Below are 16,798 nucleotides of genomic sequence, written 5' to 3' on the forward strand. Positions count from 1 at the left end.
ACCGGGCCTACAAAACCATACCGTAGGCCGGGTAAGGCGCAGCCGCCACCCGGCAAAGTACAAACGACTCAGTCCTCGAAGAACCAGTACCCACTGTTAACCAGCGCTGCCAGCATAGCGAGGAACGAGGGATCTTCCAGCGCATCACCGAACTTGTCGGCGGTCAGCACCGTATGGCTGGCCAGCGCTTCAAGTGCCGGGCGGTGCGGGGAATCCAGCTGCTCGCCATTAACGTACACCTCTTCGCCAATGCGTAACACGCGCAGGCCACCCAGACGCACCAGCTTGTCACCCTGCTGCAATGCATCGTAAATCTCATCGGGCTGATACGGCGGCTCCGGCAGGGAGACATCAAGCTCATGACGGGACTGGCTGATAAACTCCCCGAACCACTGGTTGAAATGCTGCGGCTGATTGATCATATCCAGCATCATCCCGCGCAGCTTATCCAGCTCTTCAGGCAGGATATCGGCCGGGTGCTCACGGGCCGGCACGTCCGGGTCGCTGAAGCGATGGCTGCCCAGCTCGCGCTGCAGAACGTAATCGGCAAACCCACTGATCATCTCGCGGCCGCTTGGCGCGCGGAAGCCCACCGAATAGTTCATCGAGTTCTCAAGGGAGTAGCCCTCGTGCGGGAAACCCGGCGGAATATAGAGAATATCGCCTGGCTCCAGCTCCTCGTCGATGATGCCGACAAAAGGATCCACCTGCAGCAGGTCGGGATGCGGGCAGTGCTGCTTCATCGGCACCTTCTCGCCCACGCGCCAGCGGCGGCGGCCGGTACCCTGAATGATAAACACGTCGTACTGGTCCAGATGCGGACCAACGCCGCCTCCCGGCACGGAGAAGGAGATCATCAGATCGTCCATTCGCCAGTCGGGCAGGGCACGGAATGGCTGCATCAGGGCTGCGGCGGGCTGGTGCCAGTGGTTAACCGCCTGCACCAGCAGGGACCAGTTGCTTTCGCCCAGGTGATCGAAGCTTTCAAACGGGCCGTGGCTGACCTGCCATTTCCCCTCGTTGTGGCTGACGAGGCGGCTGTCGACTTCGCTCTCCATGGCCAGGCCGGCAAGCTCATCGGGAGAGATCGGATCGACGAAATTGGTGATGCCGCGTTTCAGAACGACAGGGCGTTTTTGCCAGTAGCGTTCGATAAAGTCGGGCCAGTTAAGGGCTAATTGATAATCCATATTTATATTCCGCAGGCTTTTACTGACTCGGATTATAACGGAAGCTCAGCGGCCTGCGTGCGAGAATCACGCTTTTTTCACCCGGAAGCTTAACTCTCGTCGCTTGTAAGGTGCTGACGGGCAAAAATCGCCTCCATGCGCGCGCCACCGAGCAGACTATCGCCGGTGTCGATCCGGCCGTCGTACTGCTCAACAATGTCGCGCGCAACGGAGAGGCCCACTCCCTGACCGGGGCGTAAGGTGTCGGCGCGCTGCCCGCGATCGAAGACCCGATCGCGTTTGCCCTGCGGGATCCCCGGGCCGTCGTCCTCGACGATAATGTGCAGCTCATTTTCACCCTGGCGGGCCGACACTTCGACGAACTCCAGGCAGTATTTACAGGCGTTATCGAGCAGGTTGCCCATCACTTCCATAAAGTCGTTCTTTTCACCCACGAAGCTGATTTCAGGCGAGATATCGAGGGTGATGTTCACCCCTTTACGCTGATAAACCTTATTCAGGGCCGAAGTCAGGCTGTCCAACAGCGGGGCAACGGGGTGCAGCTCCCGGCTCAGCAGGGTGCTGCCGGTTCGCATGCTGGCGCGGTGCAGGTAGTAACCGATCTGCTGGGAAATACGGCTGATCTGCTCCAGCATCACCGGTTCCGCCTCATCGGCGCTCAGCTTTGCGCTGCGTAAGGAGCGCATCGTGCTTTGCATCACCGCCAGCGGGGTTTTCAGACTGTGGGTCAGATCCGTCAGGGTGGTGCGGTATTTGTCGTAACGTTCACGCTCGCTTTTCAGCAACCGGTTCAGGTTCCGCACCAGGCTGGTAAGTTCGCGCGTGGTGTTAGGATTGAGCTTTTCCCGGTGATGCTCTTCCAGCTCGCGCACCTCCTTCGCCAGCGACTGAATGGGCCGCAGGCTCCACCAGGCGGCCAGCCACAGGAGGGGGATCACCAGCAGCAGGTTGGCGGCCAGTACGTACACGAACCAGTTCCACACCGTATAAGAGCGTTTCAGCTCTACCGGAATGGTGTCGATGACCACAATCGTCAGTTGCGGCATTTGCATGGTGGCGGGGTAGATATTGACCGCCACCGAGTGGGTCAGCTCGCTGTCGTCGTCGTCTTCGCGGATCTCGGCCAGCTCTTTCTGCATGTTGTGGTCGTTACCCACCAGCACGCTGGTGGCATCCACGTCCGCTTCCAGCTCGTGAAAGCCGTTGGATTTTAACCACTCAGGACGGATGCTTTTAATCAGCCAGGGCACATCACGCTGGGCCCACAGCAGCTTGCCTTTTTCATCATAAATCAGCGACATGGTCGGGCTCTGGCGATCCAGATGCTCCGGCATATCGATGGTAATTTTATTGTCTTGCCAGTTCGCAAGGGTATAGAACAGGTTGCTCTCCCCGCGCAGCAGACGGAAGGTGGTCTTGTCGAAGCTGACGCTGTAGCCCACCAGCGCCACCATCCCGTAGGCCAGCGACAGGACCAGCACCACCACCGCCGTGGCCAGCAGAAAACGAAACCGCAGCGACAGAGGCAGAAAGTGGCGAAAGAGTTTTTTCATTTAGCGTAATTCGAAAAGATAGCCCTGACCGCGCACGGTGGTAATAACATCCTCCGGGTACTGCGCCTGAATTTTCTTGCGCAGGCGCCCCATAAGGACATCGATAGTGTGGCTTTCGCGCAGCTCCGCGTCGGGATAGAGCTGGAGCATCAGGGAATCTTTGCTCACCACTTTGCCGCTGTTGCGGATCAGCGTCTCCATGATGGTGTATTCAAAGGCGGTGAGCTTGATCACCTCGTCATGAATAGCGAGTTCGCGGCGGGAGAGATCGACCTGAAACGGCGGAATGGAGATCACCTGCGAGGCCAGGCCGCTGTTGCGGCGCATCAACGCCTGCATGCGGGCGGCAACTTCTTCGATATGGAAGGGTTTGGTGACGTAGTCATCCGCCCCGGCGCTCAGCACTTCAACCTTATCCTGCCAGCCTTCGCGGGCGGTTAAGACCAGTACCGGCAAGGAGACATCGTGGCTGCGCCAGCGACGGATCAGCGACAGGCCATCTTCATCAGGCAGCCCCAGGTCAACGATGGCGATATCGGGCAGGTGTTCATTGAGATAGTAGTCAGCTTCTTTTGCATCTTCGGCATCGTCCACCTGATGCCCCATTTCCTGAAGCTGGACCTTCAGGTGATGACGTAGCAACGCATTATCCTCAACAACCAGTACGCGCATCATCGCTTCTCCCTAATATGAATGGTCTGAATAGTTTAAGCTGATTATGTTGCGCCAGGGATAAACATTTCGTAAACCGGAGGGAAGGAACCCTCTTTCCGGGCGGAAAGAGGGCTTAAAGCGTTATTTCAGCTCATCAACCATCGCAATGGCGCGGCCGATGTAGTTGGCCGGGGTCATCGCTTTCAGGCGGGTTTTCTCGTCTTCTGGCAGTTCCAGACCGTCGATAAACTGCTTCATGCCTTCGGCGTCCACGCGCTTGCCGCGGGTCAGCTCTTTCAGTTTTTCGTACGGTTTTTCGATGCCGTAGCGGCGCATCACGGTCTGGATCGGCTCCGCCAGCACTTCCCAGTTGTGTTCCAGCTCGTCAAGCAGACGCTCGCGGTTCACTTCCAGTTTGCTCACGCCCTTCAGGGTGGACTGATACGCAATCAGCGCGTAGCCAATGCCTACGCCGAGGTTACGCAGCACGGTGGAGTCGGTCAGGTCGCGCTGCCAGCGGGATACCGGCAGTTTGCTGGCCATATGCTGCAGCATGGCGTTCGCCAGACCCAGGTTGCCTTCGGAGTTTTCGAAGTCGATCGGGTTCACCTTGTGCGGCATGGTGGACGAGCCGATTTCACCGGCGATGGTCTTCTGCTTGAAGTGGTTCAGGGCGATGTAGCCCCACACATCACGGTCGAAGTCGATCAGGATGGTGTTGAAGCGCGCGATGCAGTCAAACAGCTCGGCGATATAATCGTGCGGTTCGATCTGGGTGGTATACGGGTTCCACTGGATGCCCAGCGAGGTAACAAACTCTTCGCTGAACTGGTGCCAGTCCACTTCAGGGTAAGCGGCGATATGGGCGTTGTAGTTACCGACGGCACCGTTGATTTTGCCGAGGATCTCCACCTGCTCCAGCTGACGGTACTGACGCTCCATACGGTAGGCGACGTTAGCCATCTCTTTACCGATGGTGGACGGGGTCGCTGGCTGACCGTGGGTACGGGAGAGCAGCGGGATATCGCGATACTCTACCGCCAGGGCTTTCACCGCGTCGATGATTTTGCGCCAGTACGGCAGCACCACTTCCTCACGCGCGGTAGAGAGCATCAGAGCGTGGGAGAGGTTGTTAATATCTTCTGACGTGCAGGCGAAGTGAATGAATTCAGATACCGCGTGCAGCGCAGGAACGCTTGCCACTTTCTCTTTCAGGAAATACTCAACCGCTTTCACGTCGTGGTTGGTGGTGCGCTCGATAGTTTTAATGCGCGCGGCGTCTTCTTCGTTGAACTGCGCGACGATTGCATCAAGGTAATCGTTTGCCTGGCTGTCAAAAGCAGGAACTTCCGCGATCGCTGCCTGTGCGGCCAGCTTTTGCAGCCAGCGTACTTCAACCTGGACACGGAATTTCAGCAGACCATATTCGCTGAAGATCCCGCGCAGCGCGCTGACTTTATCGCCGTAGCGTCCATCGACAGGGGAAACGGCGGTCAGTGAGGATAATTCCATAATTCGCAACTCCGGGAGGTTAACAATGAGCAAGAATTTGTTTTGCCTGAGTGGTCAGGCGATTACGATAAAACATTAACTGCAGGCGGCCACCGCCGACCTGATGCCACAGCACCGCGGCACGAATACCGGCCAGCAGCGAGGCGCGCACTTTGGCCTGTACCTGCGGGCTTTGCAGGACGGCAGGGGAGCCGGTGACCTGGATCCGCGGCCCCAGCGGACTGATGACATCCACATAAATGCCGGCCATGGCGCTGAGTAAGGTCTCTGACTGTAAATCGAAATGATCAAGCTGACGCTGCAGGCCCGAAATGCGATCGCCCAGGGTACCCATGGCTCCTTTGGCTGCGTTCAGCTTGCGCTCCAGCACCATCATGCTGAGGGTATAGCGCGTCAGTTCCGCATTCAGCCCCTGACGGCTGCTGGCATTTAACACACCGAGTAGGGTTTCAAGACCGAGGCGAAGATTCGCTTCGCTACCACCGAAGACGCCGAGCGTTGAACTGGGGTTCAGATCCACGACGCTGTTGAGCGAAACGTGCAGCGCGTCAGCGTCACAATGACCCTGATGTGCCAGCTGTTGCACCAGACGGGCAGACTGGCAAATTCCCGCCAGCGCCAGGGTGATGTCATAAAAGTTCTTCGCCACACTGGCTCCTTTCTGTGTGTAATCGCATTAAACCGCAGTCAGCGGCAGACGTTGTTCGATAATACCGCCGCCGAGGCAGATCTCACCGCTGTAAAAAACAGCGGACTGGCCCGGGGTCACGGCGGAGACCGGCTCGTCAAAACGCACTTCGATGCGTTCGTCGTCCAGCGCGGTAATGGTGCAGGGGATATCGGTCTGACGATAACGGGTTTTCACCGTGCAGCGCAGCGTGCCTTTCAGCGGCTCGCGGGCGACCCAGTGCAGCTGCTGGGCAATCAGGCCGACGGACATCAGACGCGGATGGTCATGGCCCTGGGCCACAATCAGGATATTGTTTTCAACGTCTTTATCGACGACATACCACGGATCTTCGCTACCCTCTTTGGTACCGCCGATCCCCAGCCCTTTACGCTGGCCTAAGGTGTGGTACATCAGCCCCTGGTGCTCGCCAATCACGTCGCCGTCAACGGTGACGATTTTGCCCGGCTGGGCAGGCAGATAGCGACCAAGGAATTCACGGAATTTGCGCTCACCGATAAAGCAGATGCCGGTAGAGTCTTTTTTCTTCGCGGTGATCAGATCCAGCTCTTCAGCGATTTTACGTACTTCCGGTTTTTCCAGCTCGCCCACCGGGAACAGACTCTGGGCAATCTGTTCGTGGCCGAGGGTATAAAGGAAGTAGCTTTGATCTTTGTTGCCGTCGAGACCGCGCAGCAGCTGGCTTTTGCCGTCAACGTCGGCGCGGCGCACGTAGTGACCGGTCGCGATATAGTCAGCACCCAGATCTTCAGCGGCGAATTCGAGGAAGGCTTTAAATTTGATCTCTTTGTTGCACAGAATATCCGGGTTCGGCGTGCGGCCGGCTTTGTATTCTTCCAGGAAATGCTCGAACACGTTATCCCAGTACTCTGCGGCAAAGTTGACGGTATGCAGTTCAATGCCGAGCTTGTCGCAAACCGCCTGCGCATCAGCCAGATCCGCAGCAGCGGTACAGTATTCCTCGCCATCGTCCTCTTCCCAGTTCTTCATGAACAGGCCTTCAACCTTATAGCCCTGTTGCAGCAACAGCCAGGCAGAGACGGAAGAATCGACGCCGCCGGACATGCCGACGATCACTTTTTTTTGGCTTTCAGACATTGGAATACTCACGACATTGAACTTCAAGGCGGCGTATTCTATCACGCGCCCCCGGCATTGACACCCTCTGTAAACGGCCAGTTAAATTCGCCGATCGTCTCCAGCGGCAGACGATTGCCGGTCAGGTAGCTGCGAATGCTCTCCGCAACCAGCGGCGAGCGCAGATTGGTGGCGGTCAGAATGGTGTCGGCATCCACCCACAGACAGCGATCGATATCGCTGTCGTGCGGCTCAGTGGCGCACGTTTCGCTAAGCTCAATGGCAAACAGGAAACGCAAAAACGGCGTTTTGTCCGGGGCTATCCACTGATGTAAACGGATGAAGTGCTGCGGCTCGGCATGGATGCCGGTCTCTTCCCACAGCTCGCGCTTTGCGGCCTGAACCAGCGTCTCGTCGGCTTCGAGATGGCCAGCCGGCTGGTTCCATAACGCTTTGCCGTTGATGGTCTCTTCCACCACTAAAAATTTGCCCTGGGCGTGGACAATGGTGGCGACCGTAACGTGCGGCTTAAACATGAGGTTCTCCTTGGTCGGTAACGTCCCGCCACTCACCGTTGGCGAGAGAATCCAGCGTGTAACTGCCCATCGCGTAGCGAATCAGACGTAATGTCGGATGCCCGACATGCGCCGTCATGCGACGCACCTGGCGGTTGCGGCCTTCATAAAGGGTAACTTTGATCCACGACACGGGAATCGACTTTCGCTCGCGGATCGGCGGATTGCGCGGCCAGAGCCACTCAGGCTCGCTGACCAGCTCAATGCCCGCGGGCAGGGTAGGGCCGTCGTTCAGCGTGATGCCGTGACGCAAGGCCGCCAGCGCCTCGTCGTTCGGGACGCCCTCAACCTGCACGTAGTAGATTTTACCGGTGCGTTTTCCCGGCTGCGTGAGTTTTGCCTGCAACTCGCCGTCGTTGGTGAGCACCATCAGCCCTTCGCTGTCGCGATCGAGCCGTCCAGCAGCATAGACCCCCTGAACGGGGACGTAATCTTTCAACGTGCTGCGCCCGGCTTCGTCGGTGAACTGCGGCAGGACATCGTAAGGTTTATTGAACAAAATGACGCATGTTGGCGCACGTTGCTTGCGCGGCCTGGCCGCTTGTCGTGTGCTGAATCGTTCAACCCGGTGATTTCTAAAAGAAGTTTTCTGCATGGTATTTTCAGACGTTATCAATTGCCGCATTATAGCCTAATAACGAATGCCTTTCATGGCGCCAGACATTCAGGTACTATCGATGGGCTCATTACAAATTATTAACATAAGATCAGTAACAACCAGAAGCGCTCGAAGGAGAGGTTAATGGAAAGCAAAGTAGTTGTTCCGGCGGAAGGTAAAAAGATCACCCTGCAAGACGGTAAGCTGAACGTCCCACACAATCCGATTATCCCGTTTATCGAAGGTGACGGTATCGGTGTTGACGTAACCCCAGCGATGCTGAAAGTGGTGGATGCCGCTGTTGAGAAAGCCTATAAAGGCGAGCGTAAAATTTCCTGGATGGAAATTTACACCGGTGAAAAATCTACCCACGTTTATGGCCAGGACGTCTGGCTGCCAGCGGAGACGCTGGATCTGATCCGTGACTACCGCGTTGCCATCAAAGGCCCGCTGACCACCCCAGTCGGTGGCGGTATTCGCTCCCTGAACGTTGCTCTGCGTCAGGAACTTGACCTCTACGTCTGCCTGCGCCCGGTACGTTACTACCAGGGCACCCCAAGCCCGGTGAAACACCCTGAACTGACCGACATGGTTATCTTCCGTGAGAACTCCGAAGATATCTACGCGGGTATTGAGTGGAAAGCCGACTCTGCTGACGCACAGAAAGTAATCAAGTTCCTGCGCGAAGAGATGGGCGTGAAGAAAATTCGCTTCCCGGAACATTGCGGTATCGGTATCAAGCCGTGCTCCGAAGAAGGCACCAAGCGCCTGGTCCGTGCAGCGATTGAGTACGCGATCACCAACGATCGTGACTCTGTGACCATCGTTCACAAAGGCAACATCATGAAGTTCACCGAAGGTTCTTTCAAAGACTGGGGCTACCAGTTGGCGACGGAAGAGTTTGGTGGTGAGCTGATCGATGGCGGCCCATGGCAGAAAATCAAGAACCCGAACACCGGCAAAGAGATCATCATTAAAGATGTGATCGCCGATGCGTTCCTGCAGCAGATCCTGCTGCGTCCGGCTGAATACGACGTGATCGCCTGTATGAACCTGAACGGTGACTACATCTCCGACGCCCTGGCGGCGCAGGTTGGCGGTATCGGTATCGCACCAGGCGCGAACATCGGTGACGAGTGCGCGCTGTTCGAAGCGACTCACGGTACAGCACCGAAGTATGCAGGCCAGGACAAAGTGAACCCAGGCTCTATCATCCTGTCCGCAGAGATGATGTTGCGCCACATGGAATGGTTCGAAGCCGCAGACCTGATCGTTAAAGGTATGGAAGGCGCGATTAACGCCAAAACCGTAACTTACGATTTCGAACGTCTGATGGAAGGCGCTAAGCTGCTGAAATGTTCAGAGTTTGGTGACGCGATCATCGAAAACATGTAATCCGGATTCCGGATTAGAGAAAAGGGAGCCTCACGGCTCCCTTTTTTTATTGAAATACCGTGCGGAACATCGGCACCAGTAACTTATTGCCATATTCGCTCAGATGATCGTCATCGCGGTAAATCGGTAGGCCCGCTTTGCTGCCCGAACAGCGGCCGTTATGGCAGAGATAGGGCAACGGGTCGAGGATTTTTACCCCACACTGACGAGCGGCCTGATCCTGTGCCGCCCATACTGCGGCATTACGCTGATGATACGCCTCCAGGGAGATGAATATTTGTGGCACCGGTTGCCCAAACATCATGGCGCGTGACAGGGTTTTCGGCACGTTGTACATCATTTCTGGCACAGGCCGGGTAATATACACCGTTCTCGCCTGAGCATAAGTGCAGGCGGTTTTGACCAGCTGTGCACTGTAGTGTTTGATAAAGTCCGGGGTGATTGTCCGTTGCGGTTGATCGAAGTAGGCCAGCGGGATATGCATTTTATCTTTTATATTGTGCTCACCGAATGCATAGGCTGAGGTGCGGTTAATGATGATGAGCGGAATGTGCCTGTCGTACTTAGCAATCTCCTGCGCAGCCCATTTGTTAAAACCATAGCAGTCTGCATCTTTGTTGTCCGGGTTTCGGTGGAGATCGTCAATGGTCGGACAGCTGACGTAGCTCCAGTCCAGAACGCCCTCATTGGGGTGCTTCAGCGCTTGTTGTACCGAGGTGATCATCGCGTCGGCATGGCTGTCCCCAATGACGATAGCTTTGATCGTTTCGCCGCCGAAAACGCAGGATGTCGAGGCGATGCCGGACAGGGTAAAACAGGCGTCCTGTCTGGGGTTCACATTCTCAGACTCTCGGGCAATCCTTTCAATGGCGGGATCAATGCGCTCGTCCACGTGCAGAAATCTGGCGCCGACCGCCATCAACCCGGTAAGAAGCAGCGCTGAGCCAAGCACGCACTGCTGCCGGTTGAACGTAAGCTTACCCAGCTCTCTGCGGGTCGGGATTTCGATCCAGCGTAAGGAGAGCTCGCCCAATAGCAGGCTGAATACTATCCCGGCGGCAATCCACAGCGGATTATCCTGCTGGCCGGAGTAAGTCAGCAGGACAACCAGCGGCCAGTGCCAGAGATAAACGGAATAAGAGCTGGCGCCCAGATGGCGCGTCAATGGATTAGCGGTGAGCCACGAATGTGAACGGTGCGCGGCCAGTACCAGCATTGTGCCCGCGACGGGTACCAGCGCCAGGTAACCCGGCCAGCGAAGAGTGGCGTCAAACATCACAATTGCCAGGATAATCAGGATAAAACCGAGCCCTTCCGCCAGCCTGGCCCAGGGACGGATCATCGGGCGCTTGCGGGTTATCCACCAGATCATTCCACCCGCCAGCATTTCCCAGATACGGGCGGGCAGCAGATAAAACGCTGCTCCAGGCCAGCGGCTGCTGGCATATATCGAGACCAGTAATGATGCCAGACCTATTGCCAGCAGGCAGACCTGCGCCCCACGATATCCCCACCAGCGCCACAGTACGATGCATCCAATCGGCAGCAAAATGTAGAATTGCCACTCCACCGACAGCGACCAGGTGTGCAGCAGCCAGGTCTCATGAGCGTCAGCCTCAAAATAGCTGGTTTGGCGCCAGAAGATGAGGTTCGAGATAAACAGCAGGGCAGCGGCGGCGTGGGCGGCGAGCGTATGATAATCGGCGGTGGGTAGCCAGAACCAGCCGGGGATGACCAGGCAGGCTAACAACATCATCAGCGCAGGAAGAATGCGTCGTGCCCGGGCGAGATAAAATTCCCACAATGAGAACCTGTTTTGCTCAAGCCCGTTGATAATGATGGCGGTCATTAAAAAACCGGAGATGACAAAAAACATGTCGACGCCGACAAAGCCACCCGCAAAACCAGGAACGTCAAAATGATAAAACATAACGGCCAGCACAGCCCATGCCCGGAGCCCGTTAATGTCATGGCGATAATGTTTAGAAGGAGAGGCGACCTTCCCTGAATGATAACTGGTAGGCATAACTCGTCAGTTCCAACAAACGAAGCGGAAAGGTGAAGAAGTATACGTATCAACCTCTTGGGGTTACAACCGTTCACTTCTCAACCAATGCGTGCAGCCCATTAATACTGATAATATGCTAGATTTCAATTACTTCAGAGGAGGAAAAACCATGATCGATGAGACTGCTATTCGTCGCGTTGTAGCAGGTGAGATTTCCGGAGTAACGCCCACAATCCTTGCAGAGCTTGCCACCGAACTGCTCTCCCTCCGTCAGGAGAACGCCCGGCTGAAACAGCTTCTCGCCCGGGAAGTGAAGCTCCCCTGGACCAGCGCCAGTCCAGTGTGCGATATCGAAGCCGGATACGCCGCAGGGGTTACCGACAGCAAAGAGGCGATACGCCGCGCAGGGTTTTTGATCGAAGGGGATGATTAAAGCGAAGAACCCGGCGGGTGCCGGGCCTGCTCACATTAAAACCAGTTAAATTTGTCAGAAAGGATCAGTAACAAGGAACTGGCACAAACAAGGTTAATACAGACCACGAATCGACTGGAAACGTTCATGTTATCAACACCATTCTGCTTATGAATGAATTGTGCTAATAAGCGTAATAGCAAATAGCGGAACGATCAAATCAGACGGGCAGGGCAAAAAAAAAGCCCACGTAACGTGGGCAAGTAATACTGGAAGCAATGTGAGCAATGTCGTACTGAATACCTGAGTGATTTGCTCAACTATTCAGTGTTGAGAAAGATAATATTTCTCATTAACGATTACAACCCCAATTTTTGTGCGGAACGTCGGTTAATCGCTTTTTTCTTAAATTTCTCTCGTGATGGCTATCACAAACTTGCAATTCTGAATCCTGTGCTAAGCTTTGTGTGTATTTGATTTGACGACAAAAACCATACAGAGAGGAAAGCAGCTATGGGAATCATATCCTGGATTATCTTTGGGCTTATCGCGGGTATTCTGGCTAAGTGGATCATGCCGGGCAAAGATGGCGGTGGATTCATCGTTACGGTCATACTGGGTATCATCGGCGCCGTGGTCGGCGGCTGGATCAGTACCCTCTTCGGTTTCGGCAGAGTTGATGGCTTCAACTTCGGCAGCTTTATGGTCGCGGTGGTTGGCGCACTGGTTGTGCTGTTTATCTACCGTAAAGTAAGAAGCTAAACCGACGCTTCAGACAAAAAGACCGCCGACAGTGGCGGTCTTTTTGCATCGGTCACCACCAGCCCAGCTGGCTACCCGCAACGGCCGCGATGGCGACAATCAGCATAATAATGGTCGTTTTTCTCACTTATCCCCCGGGCGCAGCGTAACCGCCGACAAAAAACCACGTTAAAAAGATGACCGCCGTGATGAAAATCACGATCGGGAACAGAATACCAAGCCGCATGTTACCACCTGTCCTGAAATGCAAAACCCGTCGAGTGTACGGGGTTAATCAATATTGAGAAAGGGCGTTTTGAGTTTGCCTTTCTTATCGTTGTACATGGCGGCATCGGCTGCCCGCAGCGCGCCGTCAGCATCGAGTTCGGCAGGATCCACCTCAATCACGCCGAGACTGGCACCTGGATAGACGAGATGCACATCTCCCAGCCAGTATTCCCCGGCAATCTGTGCGCTCAGCTGCGTTTTCACCACGTTTAATGAGGTCTGCTCGCCGCTCTCCCGATCCTGGCAAAGACAGGCAACCAGAAATTCATCCCCGCCAAGCCTGCCCACGATATCATCATCGTCCCGTCCGTCGTTCAGGCGCTTGCCCACCTCAATCAGAAACTGGTCGCCCGCCTCATGACCAAAGCGATCGTTGATTAGCTTGAAATCATCCAGATCGATATAGGCGATAATGGCGTTGCGGTTCAAATGGCGCGCCAGAGAGAAGAGGGTGGTGAGATTCTCAAAGATGGCGCGGCGGTTCGGCAGGCCGGTCAGGGCATCGGTATAAGAGTAAGCAATCAGCGCGGCGTTGGCTTCGCGCAGCTGTCTGACCAGCGACTCCTTCTCGATGTTCTGGGCGATAAGCCCGGCGAAAAGCTTTAAGACGTGCTCGCCGCGCTCGCTTAGCTGGTGCTTGCTGGAGCTGGCGGCGCACAGGGTGCCGTACAGGGAACCATCTGCAAGATGAATCGGTATGCTCATGTAGGTGGTAATACCCAGCGCTTTAGCCGCATCACAGTCACCCCAGTGCTCGGCCACGTTGTTGCTGAAGAAGCAGTCGGAATCGATCGCCCGCTTACACAGGGTCTCGCCCCAGGGAACGCTCAGCCCTTCCGGGATCTGCATCTGTTTGCTGTTTCGGGCATACAGAATATGCTGCAGGCGGGCATTAATATCGACTTTGGTAAGGTAGGTCGACTCCATGTCGGTGACCACTTCAAGCATTTCGAGCAGCTGACGCACCAGGCTCTCAAGCGATTGCTCAGTGCTGAGCGTTTCTGAAACACGGGCAAGAATAATATCCGACATGGCGCTGCTCAACTCCCTACAGAAGACCTCTGTACCTGTCTGTTTTGCTGAAAGATTCGACTACGGGTAGTAGAACATGAATTGGCGACATTTCATATATTCTGGCTTGGAACAGCAAATGTGGCGGGTAAAAAAATCCCCGGCGCGGGCCGGGGAAAAATACATCTTGATTACGGAATGATGTTCTCTGGTCAATGTGAGAACAGAGCCACTCTAGCAACGAAACATGTCGGCATAATGAAGAAATCATGGAGAAAGGATCACCCCTTCCCCCTGGTGACAGGCTCTGATGGCTGAGATACACTTTGCACTAAGAATATTCTTATGTATTCCACAGCCAATTACGAGGAAGTATGTTTCAGTTAAATCCGGGCAGCCTGGCGATGATCATCGGCGCCCGTACGCCAGCAGGGCGTCGCAATATCGGCAAATCCGTTGAGTTATTCAGCCTCTGTCAGCCGGGCCAGCGTTTCCTGAACCCGGTTAACGGGGTGATGACAGAACTGCCGCCAGGCGCAGAGCGCGCCCTGTGGCTGGTGACCGGCGATGTGTTTTCGTTTGATAACCAGAGCGGCTTTGCGTTTGTACGCCCGGAACACCTGATGCCGCTCACGCCTGAAGCGTCGCCGGAAACCCTCGACGCCCTGATGCTGGATTGATTTAGAGCTGACGCAGCCAGTCGGCTAACACCCGAGCGTGATTCTGCTGCCGGTCTTTCGCGCCATACAGCAGGGTCACGGTCTGCTTGTCTGCCAGGCGGGCAATCCGCAGTCCCTCATCCTGATGCAGAGCCAGCTCCTGACGATAGGCCTCGCTGAAGCTGGCGAAATCGATCGTCTCGCTGTGGAATGCCTTGCGCAAGTCGCTGGATGGGGCCAGGGTCTTACACCACTCATCGCAGGCTAACGCCTCCTTTTTCATCCCCCGCGGCCAGAGTCGGTCCACCAGGATCCGGTAGCCATCCTCTTTACTGGCCTCGTCATACAGTCGTTTGCACTGAATCATGTTTTGCTCCTTTTCTCTGCCACGCCCTGTAGCTTCAACGCTACCACATTCTGCCCACGTATTTTAAGGTGTTGTGATATCAACGAAAGATCGGTAGTCTGAGGCGCCTTATGTTATCTGATATTTGTCTGGCATAAGGATCACTCTATGGAACTCTCTGCGGTAAAAAATACCCTCCGAATTGCGCTGGTCGGCGACTACAATCCTGACGTTCTGGCTCACCAGGCGATCCCTCTGGCCATTGATGATGCCGCAGCGGTGCTGGAGGTTACGGCCGACTACGACTGGCTGGCGACGACTGAATTAACCAGCCCGGAAGATCTGGTCGGCTACGACGCTATCTGGCTGGTGCCTGCAAGCCCGTACAAAAATGCCGACGCCGCGTTTATTGCCGCACGCTACGCCCGCGAAAACAGCGTCCCGTTTCTTGGCACCTGCGGCGGCTTCCAGCATGCATTGATTGAATATGCCCGTAACGTCCTGGGCTGGCAGGATGCGGCACACGCCGAGACGGATACCGAAGGCCGGATGGTGATTGCCCCGCTGACCTGCTCGCTGATCGAGCAAAGCGACGCCATTGAACTGCGCGCCAATACCCTTATTGCCAGAGCCTATGGCCAGGAAGAGATTGAAGAGGGCTATCACTGCAATTACGGCGTTTCGCCTGAGTTTGCGCAGGAGCTGGAGAAGGGCGATATGCGCGTCACCGGCTGGGACGCGCAGGGTGAGATCCGTGCCGTAGAGCTGGTGACGCACCCGTTCTTTATCGCCACGCTGTTCCAGCATGAGCGCGCCGCGCTGGCAGGCCGACCGGCCCCGCTGGTGCAGGCTCTGCTTCGCGCAGCACTGAATTACTGAGTGCCGGCTTAGCCGGGCGTGATCTCCCGGTCACGCCCGGCCAGCATCCCACAGACGGCCATCACTACCGATACCAGCGCGCAGGCCAACAGCGGGATCCGCCAGTCGCCGTTGGCGTCGTGGATTTTGCCCATCAGCGGCGGTCCACAGGCGGCCAGAAGATAGCCCACCGACTGCGCCATCCCGGAAAGGGCCGCGGCCTGATGTGCCGAGCTGGCGCGCAGGCCAATAAACGTCAGGCCGAGGATCATCGTGGCCCCGGATCCAAAGCCAAAAATCAGCGTCCACATCACAGCCAGATCGGGCATAAACCATAGCCCTGCGCTGCTTACCGCACACATCATTGCCGCCAGCCCGGCCACCCCACGCTGATCTCTCAGCCGCAGCAGGATCAGCGGCACTGCAATGCCCGGCGCGGCGGTTGCCAGCTGTAACAGCCCGTGCAGGGATCCGGCTTCGGTTTCGCTATAACCGTGGCTCTGCAGGATCGCCGGCAGCCAGCCAATAATCACATAGTAGATAAGCGAGTTAATCCCCAGAAACAGCGTCACCTGCCAGGCCAACGCCGAGCGCCAGATACCCCGGCTATGTAGCGCCCGCGCGCCGCTCAGGAGGCCTGCAGGGCGCTGGCGCCACTGCGGTAACCACAGAAGCAACGCCAGCAGAGGGAATATCATCAGCATCAACAGCGCACCGTGCCAGCCTGCGCCGCTCAGGGCGACGGGCACCACCAGTGCAGAACCCAGCGCCGCCGCCGCCCCCATCGTCAGGGAGTACGCTCCGGTCAGTTTCGCCACCTGGCCGGGGAAATCGCGTTTGATCAGCCCCGGCAGCAGCACGTTACCCAGCGCAATACCGCAGCCAATCACCGCCGTGCCGCCAAACAGCAGCATGGCGGAGGGCAGGGAGCGCAGGGCAATTCCGGCGATAATTAATAACAGGGCGATAAAAAGGCTGCGCTCCATGCCAATGCGGCGGGCAAGACCGGCCGCCAGGGGCGAGATGAGCGCAAAGGCCAGCAGCGGGAGGGTCGTGAGCAAACCGGTCTGGGCGGTGGTCAGGGCATAATCCGTGCGGATGGCGTCCAGCAGCGGCGCGGCGCCGGTAAAGGTCACCCGCAGCGAGGTGGCGATCATCAGGATCCCGGCGATCAGCAGCGCCCGCTGTTTGCCGGTAGTCGAAAGGGCTATGGTCATTGTTATCTCTTACCTC

At 56.3% G+C, this 16,798-nt stretch carries 19 protein-coding genes; 5 read left to right on the plus strand and 14 right to left on the minus strand.

Features of this window, described 5'->3' with window-relative positions; translation table 11 throughout:
- Nucleotides 1-68: 68 nt before the first annotated feature.
- The 8 genes from ACP4QI_RS08385 to rluE form a co-directional block, all read right to left on the minus strand.
- Nucleotides 69-1,190, minus strand: coding sequence for a ribosomal protein uL16 3-hydroxylase (locus ACP4QI_RS08385; RefSeq protein WP_426494873.1), 1,122 nt, complete (start codon nucleotides 1,188-1,190; stop codon nucleotides 69-71).
- A gap of 89 nt (nucleotides 1,191-1,279) precedes the next feature.
- Nucleotides 1,280-2,743, minus strand: coding sequence for a two-component system sensor histidine kinase PhoQ (gene phoQ, locus ACP4QI_RS08390; protein ID WP_142489113.1), 1,464 nt, complete (start codon nucleotides 2,741-2,743; stop codon nucleotides 1,280-1,282).
- Nucleotides 2,744-3,415: a two-component system response regulator PhoP gene (gene phoP / locus ACP4QI_RS08395; RefSeq protein WP_032617646.1), complete on the minus strand. Its 672-nt coding sequence runs from the start codon at nucleotides 3,413-3,415 to the stop codon at nucleotides 2,744-2,746. It abuts the gene before it with no gap.
- Nucleotides 3,416-3,538: 123 nt separating this feature from the next.
- On the minus strand, nucleotides 3,539-4,909 hold the full coding sequence (purB, locus tag ACP4QI_RS08400) for an adenylosuccinate lyase (RefSeq protein WP_426494872.1): 1,371 nt from the start codon (nucleotides 4,907-4,909) through the stop codon (nucleotides 3,539-3,541).
- A gap of 19 nt (nucleotides 4,910-4,928) precedes the next feature.
- Complete coding sequence (gene hflD / locus ACP4QI_RS08405; RefSeq protein ID WP_142489115.1) at nucleotides 4,929-5,558, minus strand: high frequency lysogenization protein HflD; 630 nt, start codon at nucleotides 5,556-5,558, stop codon at nucleotides 4,929-4,931.
- 27 nt (nucleotides 5,559-5,585) lie between these two features.
- Entirely contained in the window at nucleotides 5,586-6,695 is a 1,110-nt protein-coding gene (gene mnmA, locus ACP4QI_RS08410) for a tRNA 2-thiouridine(34) synthase MnmA (protein WP_142489116.1), read from the minus strand.
- Between the two features lie 41 nt (nucleotides 6,696-6,736).
- Nucleotides 6,737-7,210, minus strand: a complete 474-nt coding sequence (locus tag ACP4QI_RS08415) for an NUDIX hydrolase (RefSeq protein WP_156263484.1) — start codon at nucleotides 7,208-7,210, stop codon at nucleotides 6,737-6,739.
- Nucleotides 7,203-7,874: a 23S rRNA pseudouridine(2457) synthase RluE gene (rluE, locus tag ACP4QI_RS08420; RefSeq protein WP_426494871.1), complete on the minus strand. Its 672-nt coding sequence runs from the start codon at nucleotides 7,872-7,874 to the stop codon at nucleotides 7,203-7,205. The genes ACP4QI_RS08415 and rluE overlap by 8 nt, the downstream gene beginning before the upstream one ends.
- Nucleotides 7,875-7,991: 117 nt before the next feature.
- Here rluE and icd point away from each other — a divergent pair, with 117 nt between their 5' ends.
- The gene (gene icd, locus ACP4QI_RS08425; protein WP_142489119.1) at nucleotides 7,992-9,242 is read left to right on the plus strand and encodes an NADP-dependent isocitrate dehydrogenase; all 1,251 of its coding nucleotides are present in this window, start codon (nucleotides 7,992-7,994) and stop codon (nucleotides 9,240-9,242) included.
- 46 nt (nucleotides 9,243-9,288) lie between these two features.
- Here icd and ACP4QI_RS08430 read toward each other — a convergent pair whose 3' ends face one another.
- Nucleotides 9,289-11,172: an acyltransferase family protein gene (locus tag ACP4QI_RS08430; protein WP_445730309.1), complete on the minus strand. Its 1,884-nt coding sequence runs from the start codon at nucleotides 11,170-11,172 to the stop codon at nucleotides 9,289-9,291.
- Nucleotides 11,173-11,419: 247 nt separating this feature from the next.
- Here ACP4QI_RS08430 and ACP4QI_RS08435 point away from each other — a divergent pair, with 247 nt between their 5' ends.
- Nucleotides 11,420-11,683: a hypothetical protein gene (locus ACP4QI_RS08435; RefSeq protein ID WP_426494869.1), complete on the plus strand. Its 264-nt coding sequence runs from the start codon at nucleotides 11,420-11,422 to the stop codon at nucleotides 11,681-11,683.
- A 35-nt stretch (nucleotides 11,684-11,718) separates the two neighbouring features.
- On the opposite strand, the gene yncL is transcribed toward ACP4QI_RS08435, so the two are convergent.
- Nucleotides 11,719-11,811, minus strand: coding sequence for a stress response membrane protein YncL (gene yncL / locus ACP4QI_RS08440; protein ID WP_142489122.1), 93 nt, complete (start codon nucleotides 11,809-11,811; stop codon nucleotides 11,719-11,721).
- A 364-nt stretch (nucleotides 11,812-12,175) separates the two neighbouring features.
- Between yncL and ACP4QI_RS08445 the strand changes: the two genes are divergently transcribed.
- Entirely contained in the window at nucleotides 12,176-12,424 is a 249-nt protein-coding gene (locus ACP4QI_RS08445) for a GlsB/YeaQ/YmgE family stress response membrane protein (RefSeq protein WP_106993575.1), read from the plus strand.
- A 127-nt stretch (nucleotides 12,425-12,551) separates the two neighbouring features.
- Here the strand turns inward: ACP4QI_RS08445 and ACP4QI_RS08450 are convergent, their stop codons facing one another.
- Together ACP4QI_RS08450 and ACP4QI_RS08455 are read right to left on the minus strand one after the other, a co-directional pair.
- Nucleotides 12,552-12,650, minus strand: coding sequence for a YoaK family small membrane protein (locus ACP4QI_RS08450; protein ID WP_032617670.1), 99 nt, complete (start codon nucleotides 12,648-12,650; stop codon nucleotides 12,552-12,554).
- Nucleotides 12,651-12,694: 44 nt separating this feature from the next.
- Nucleotides 12,695-13,723, minus strand: a complete 1,029-nt coding sequence (locus ACP4QI_RS08455; protein WP_156263519.1) for a sensor domain-containing diguanylate cyclase — start codon at nucleotides 13,721-13,723, stop codon at nucleotides 12,695-12,697.
- 353 nt (nucleotides 13,724-14,076) lie between these two features.
- Between ACP4QI_RS08455 and ACP4QI_RS08460 the strand changes: the two genes are divergently transcribed.
- On the plus strand, nucleotides 14,077-14,382 hold the full coding sequence (locus tag ACP4QI_RS08460; RefSeq protein WP_142489124.1) for a hypothetical protein: 306 nt from the start codon (nucleotides 14,077-14,079) through the stop codon (nucleotides 14,380-14,382).
- A 1-nt stretch (nucleotide 14,383) separates the two neighbouring features.
- Here the strand turns inward: ACP4QI_RS08460 and ACP4QI_RS08465 are convergent, their stop codons facing one another.
- Nucleotides 14,384-14,728: a DUF488 domain-containing protein gene (locus tag ACP4QI_RS08465; protein ID WP_142489125.1), complete on the minus strand. Its 345-nt coding sequence runs from the start codon at nucleotides 14,726-14,728 to the stop codon at nucleotides 14,384-14,386.
- 147 nt (nucleotides 14,729-14,875) lie between these two features.
- On the opposite strand from ACP4QI_RS08465, the gene ACP4QI_RS08470 reads away from it, so the two are divergent.
- Complete coding sequence (locus ACP4QI_RS08470; protein WP_426494868.1) at nucleotides 14,876-15,586, plus strand: CTP synthase C-terminal region-related (seleno)protein; 711 nt, start codon at nucleotides 14,876-14,878, stop codon at nucleotides 15,584-15,586.
- Nucleotides 15,587-15,594: 8 nt separating this feature from the next.
- On the opposite strand, the gene ACP4QI_RS08475 is transcribed toward ACP4QI_RS08470, so the two are convergent.
- The gene (locus ACP4QI_RS08475) at nucleotides 15,595-16,782 is read right to left on the minus strand and encodes a CynX/NimT family MFS transporter (RefSeq protein WP_426494867.1); all 1,188 of its coding nucleotides are present in this window, start codon (nucleotides 16,780-16,782) and stop codon (nucleotides 15,595-15,597) included.
- Nucleotides 16,783-16,798: the final 16 nt, after the last annotated feature.

This window comes from Leclercia sp. TB492 (assembly GCF_049974505.2).
Classification (GTDB): Bacteria; Pseudomonadota; Gammaproteobacteria; order Enterobacterales; family Enterobacteriaceae; genus Enterobacter; species Enterobacter adecarboxylatus_C.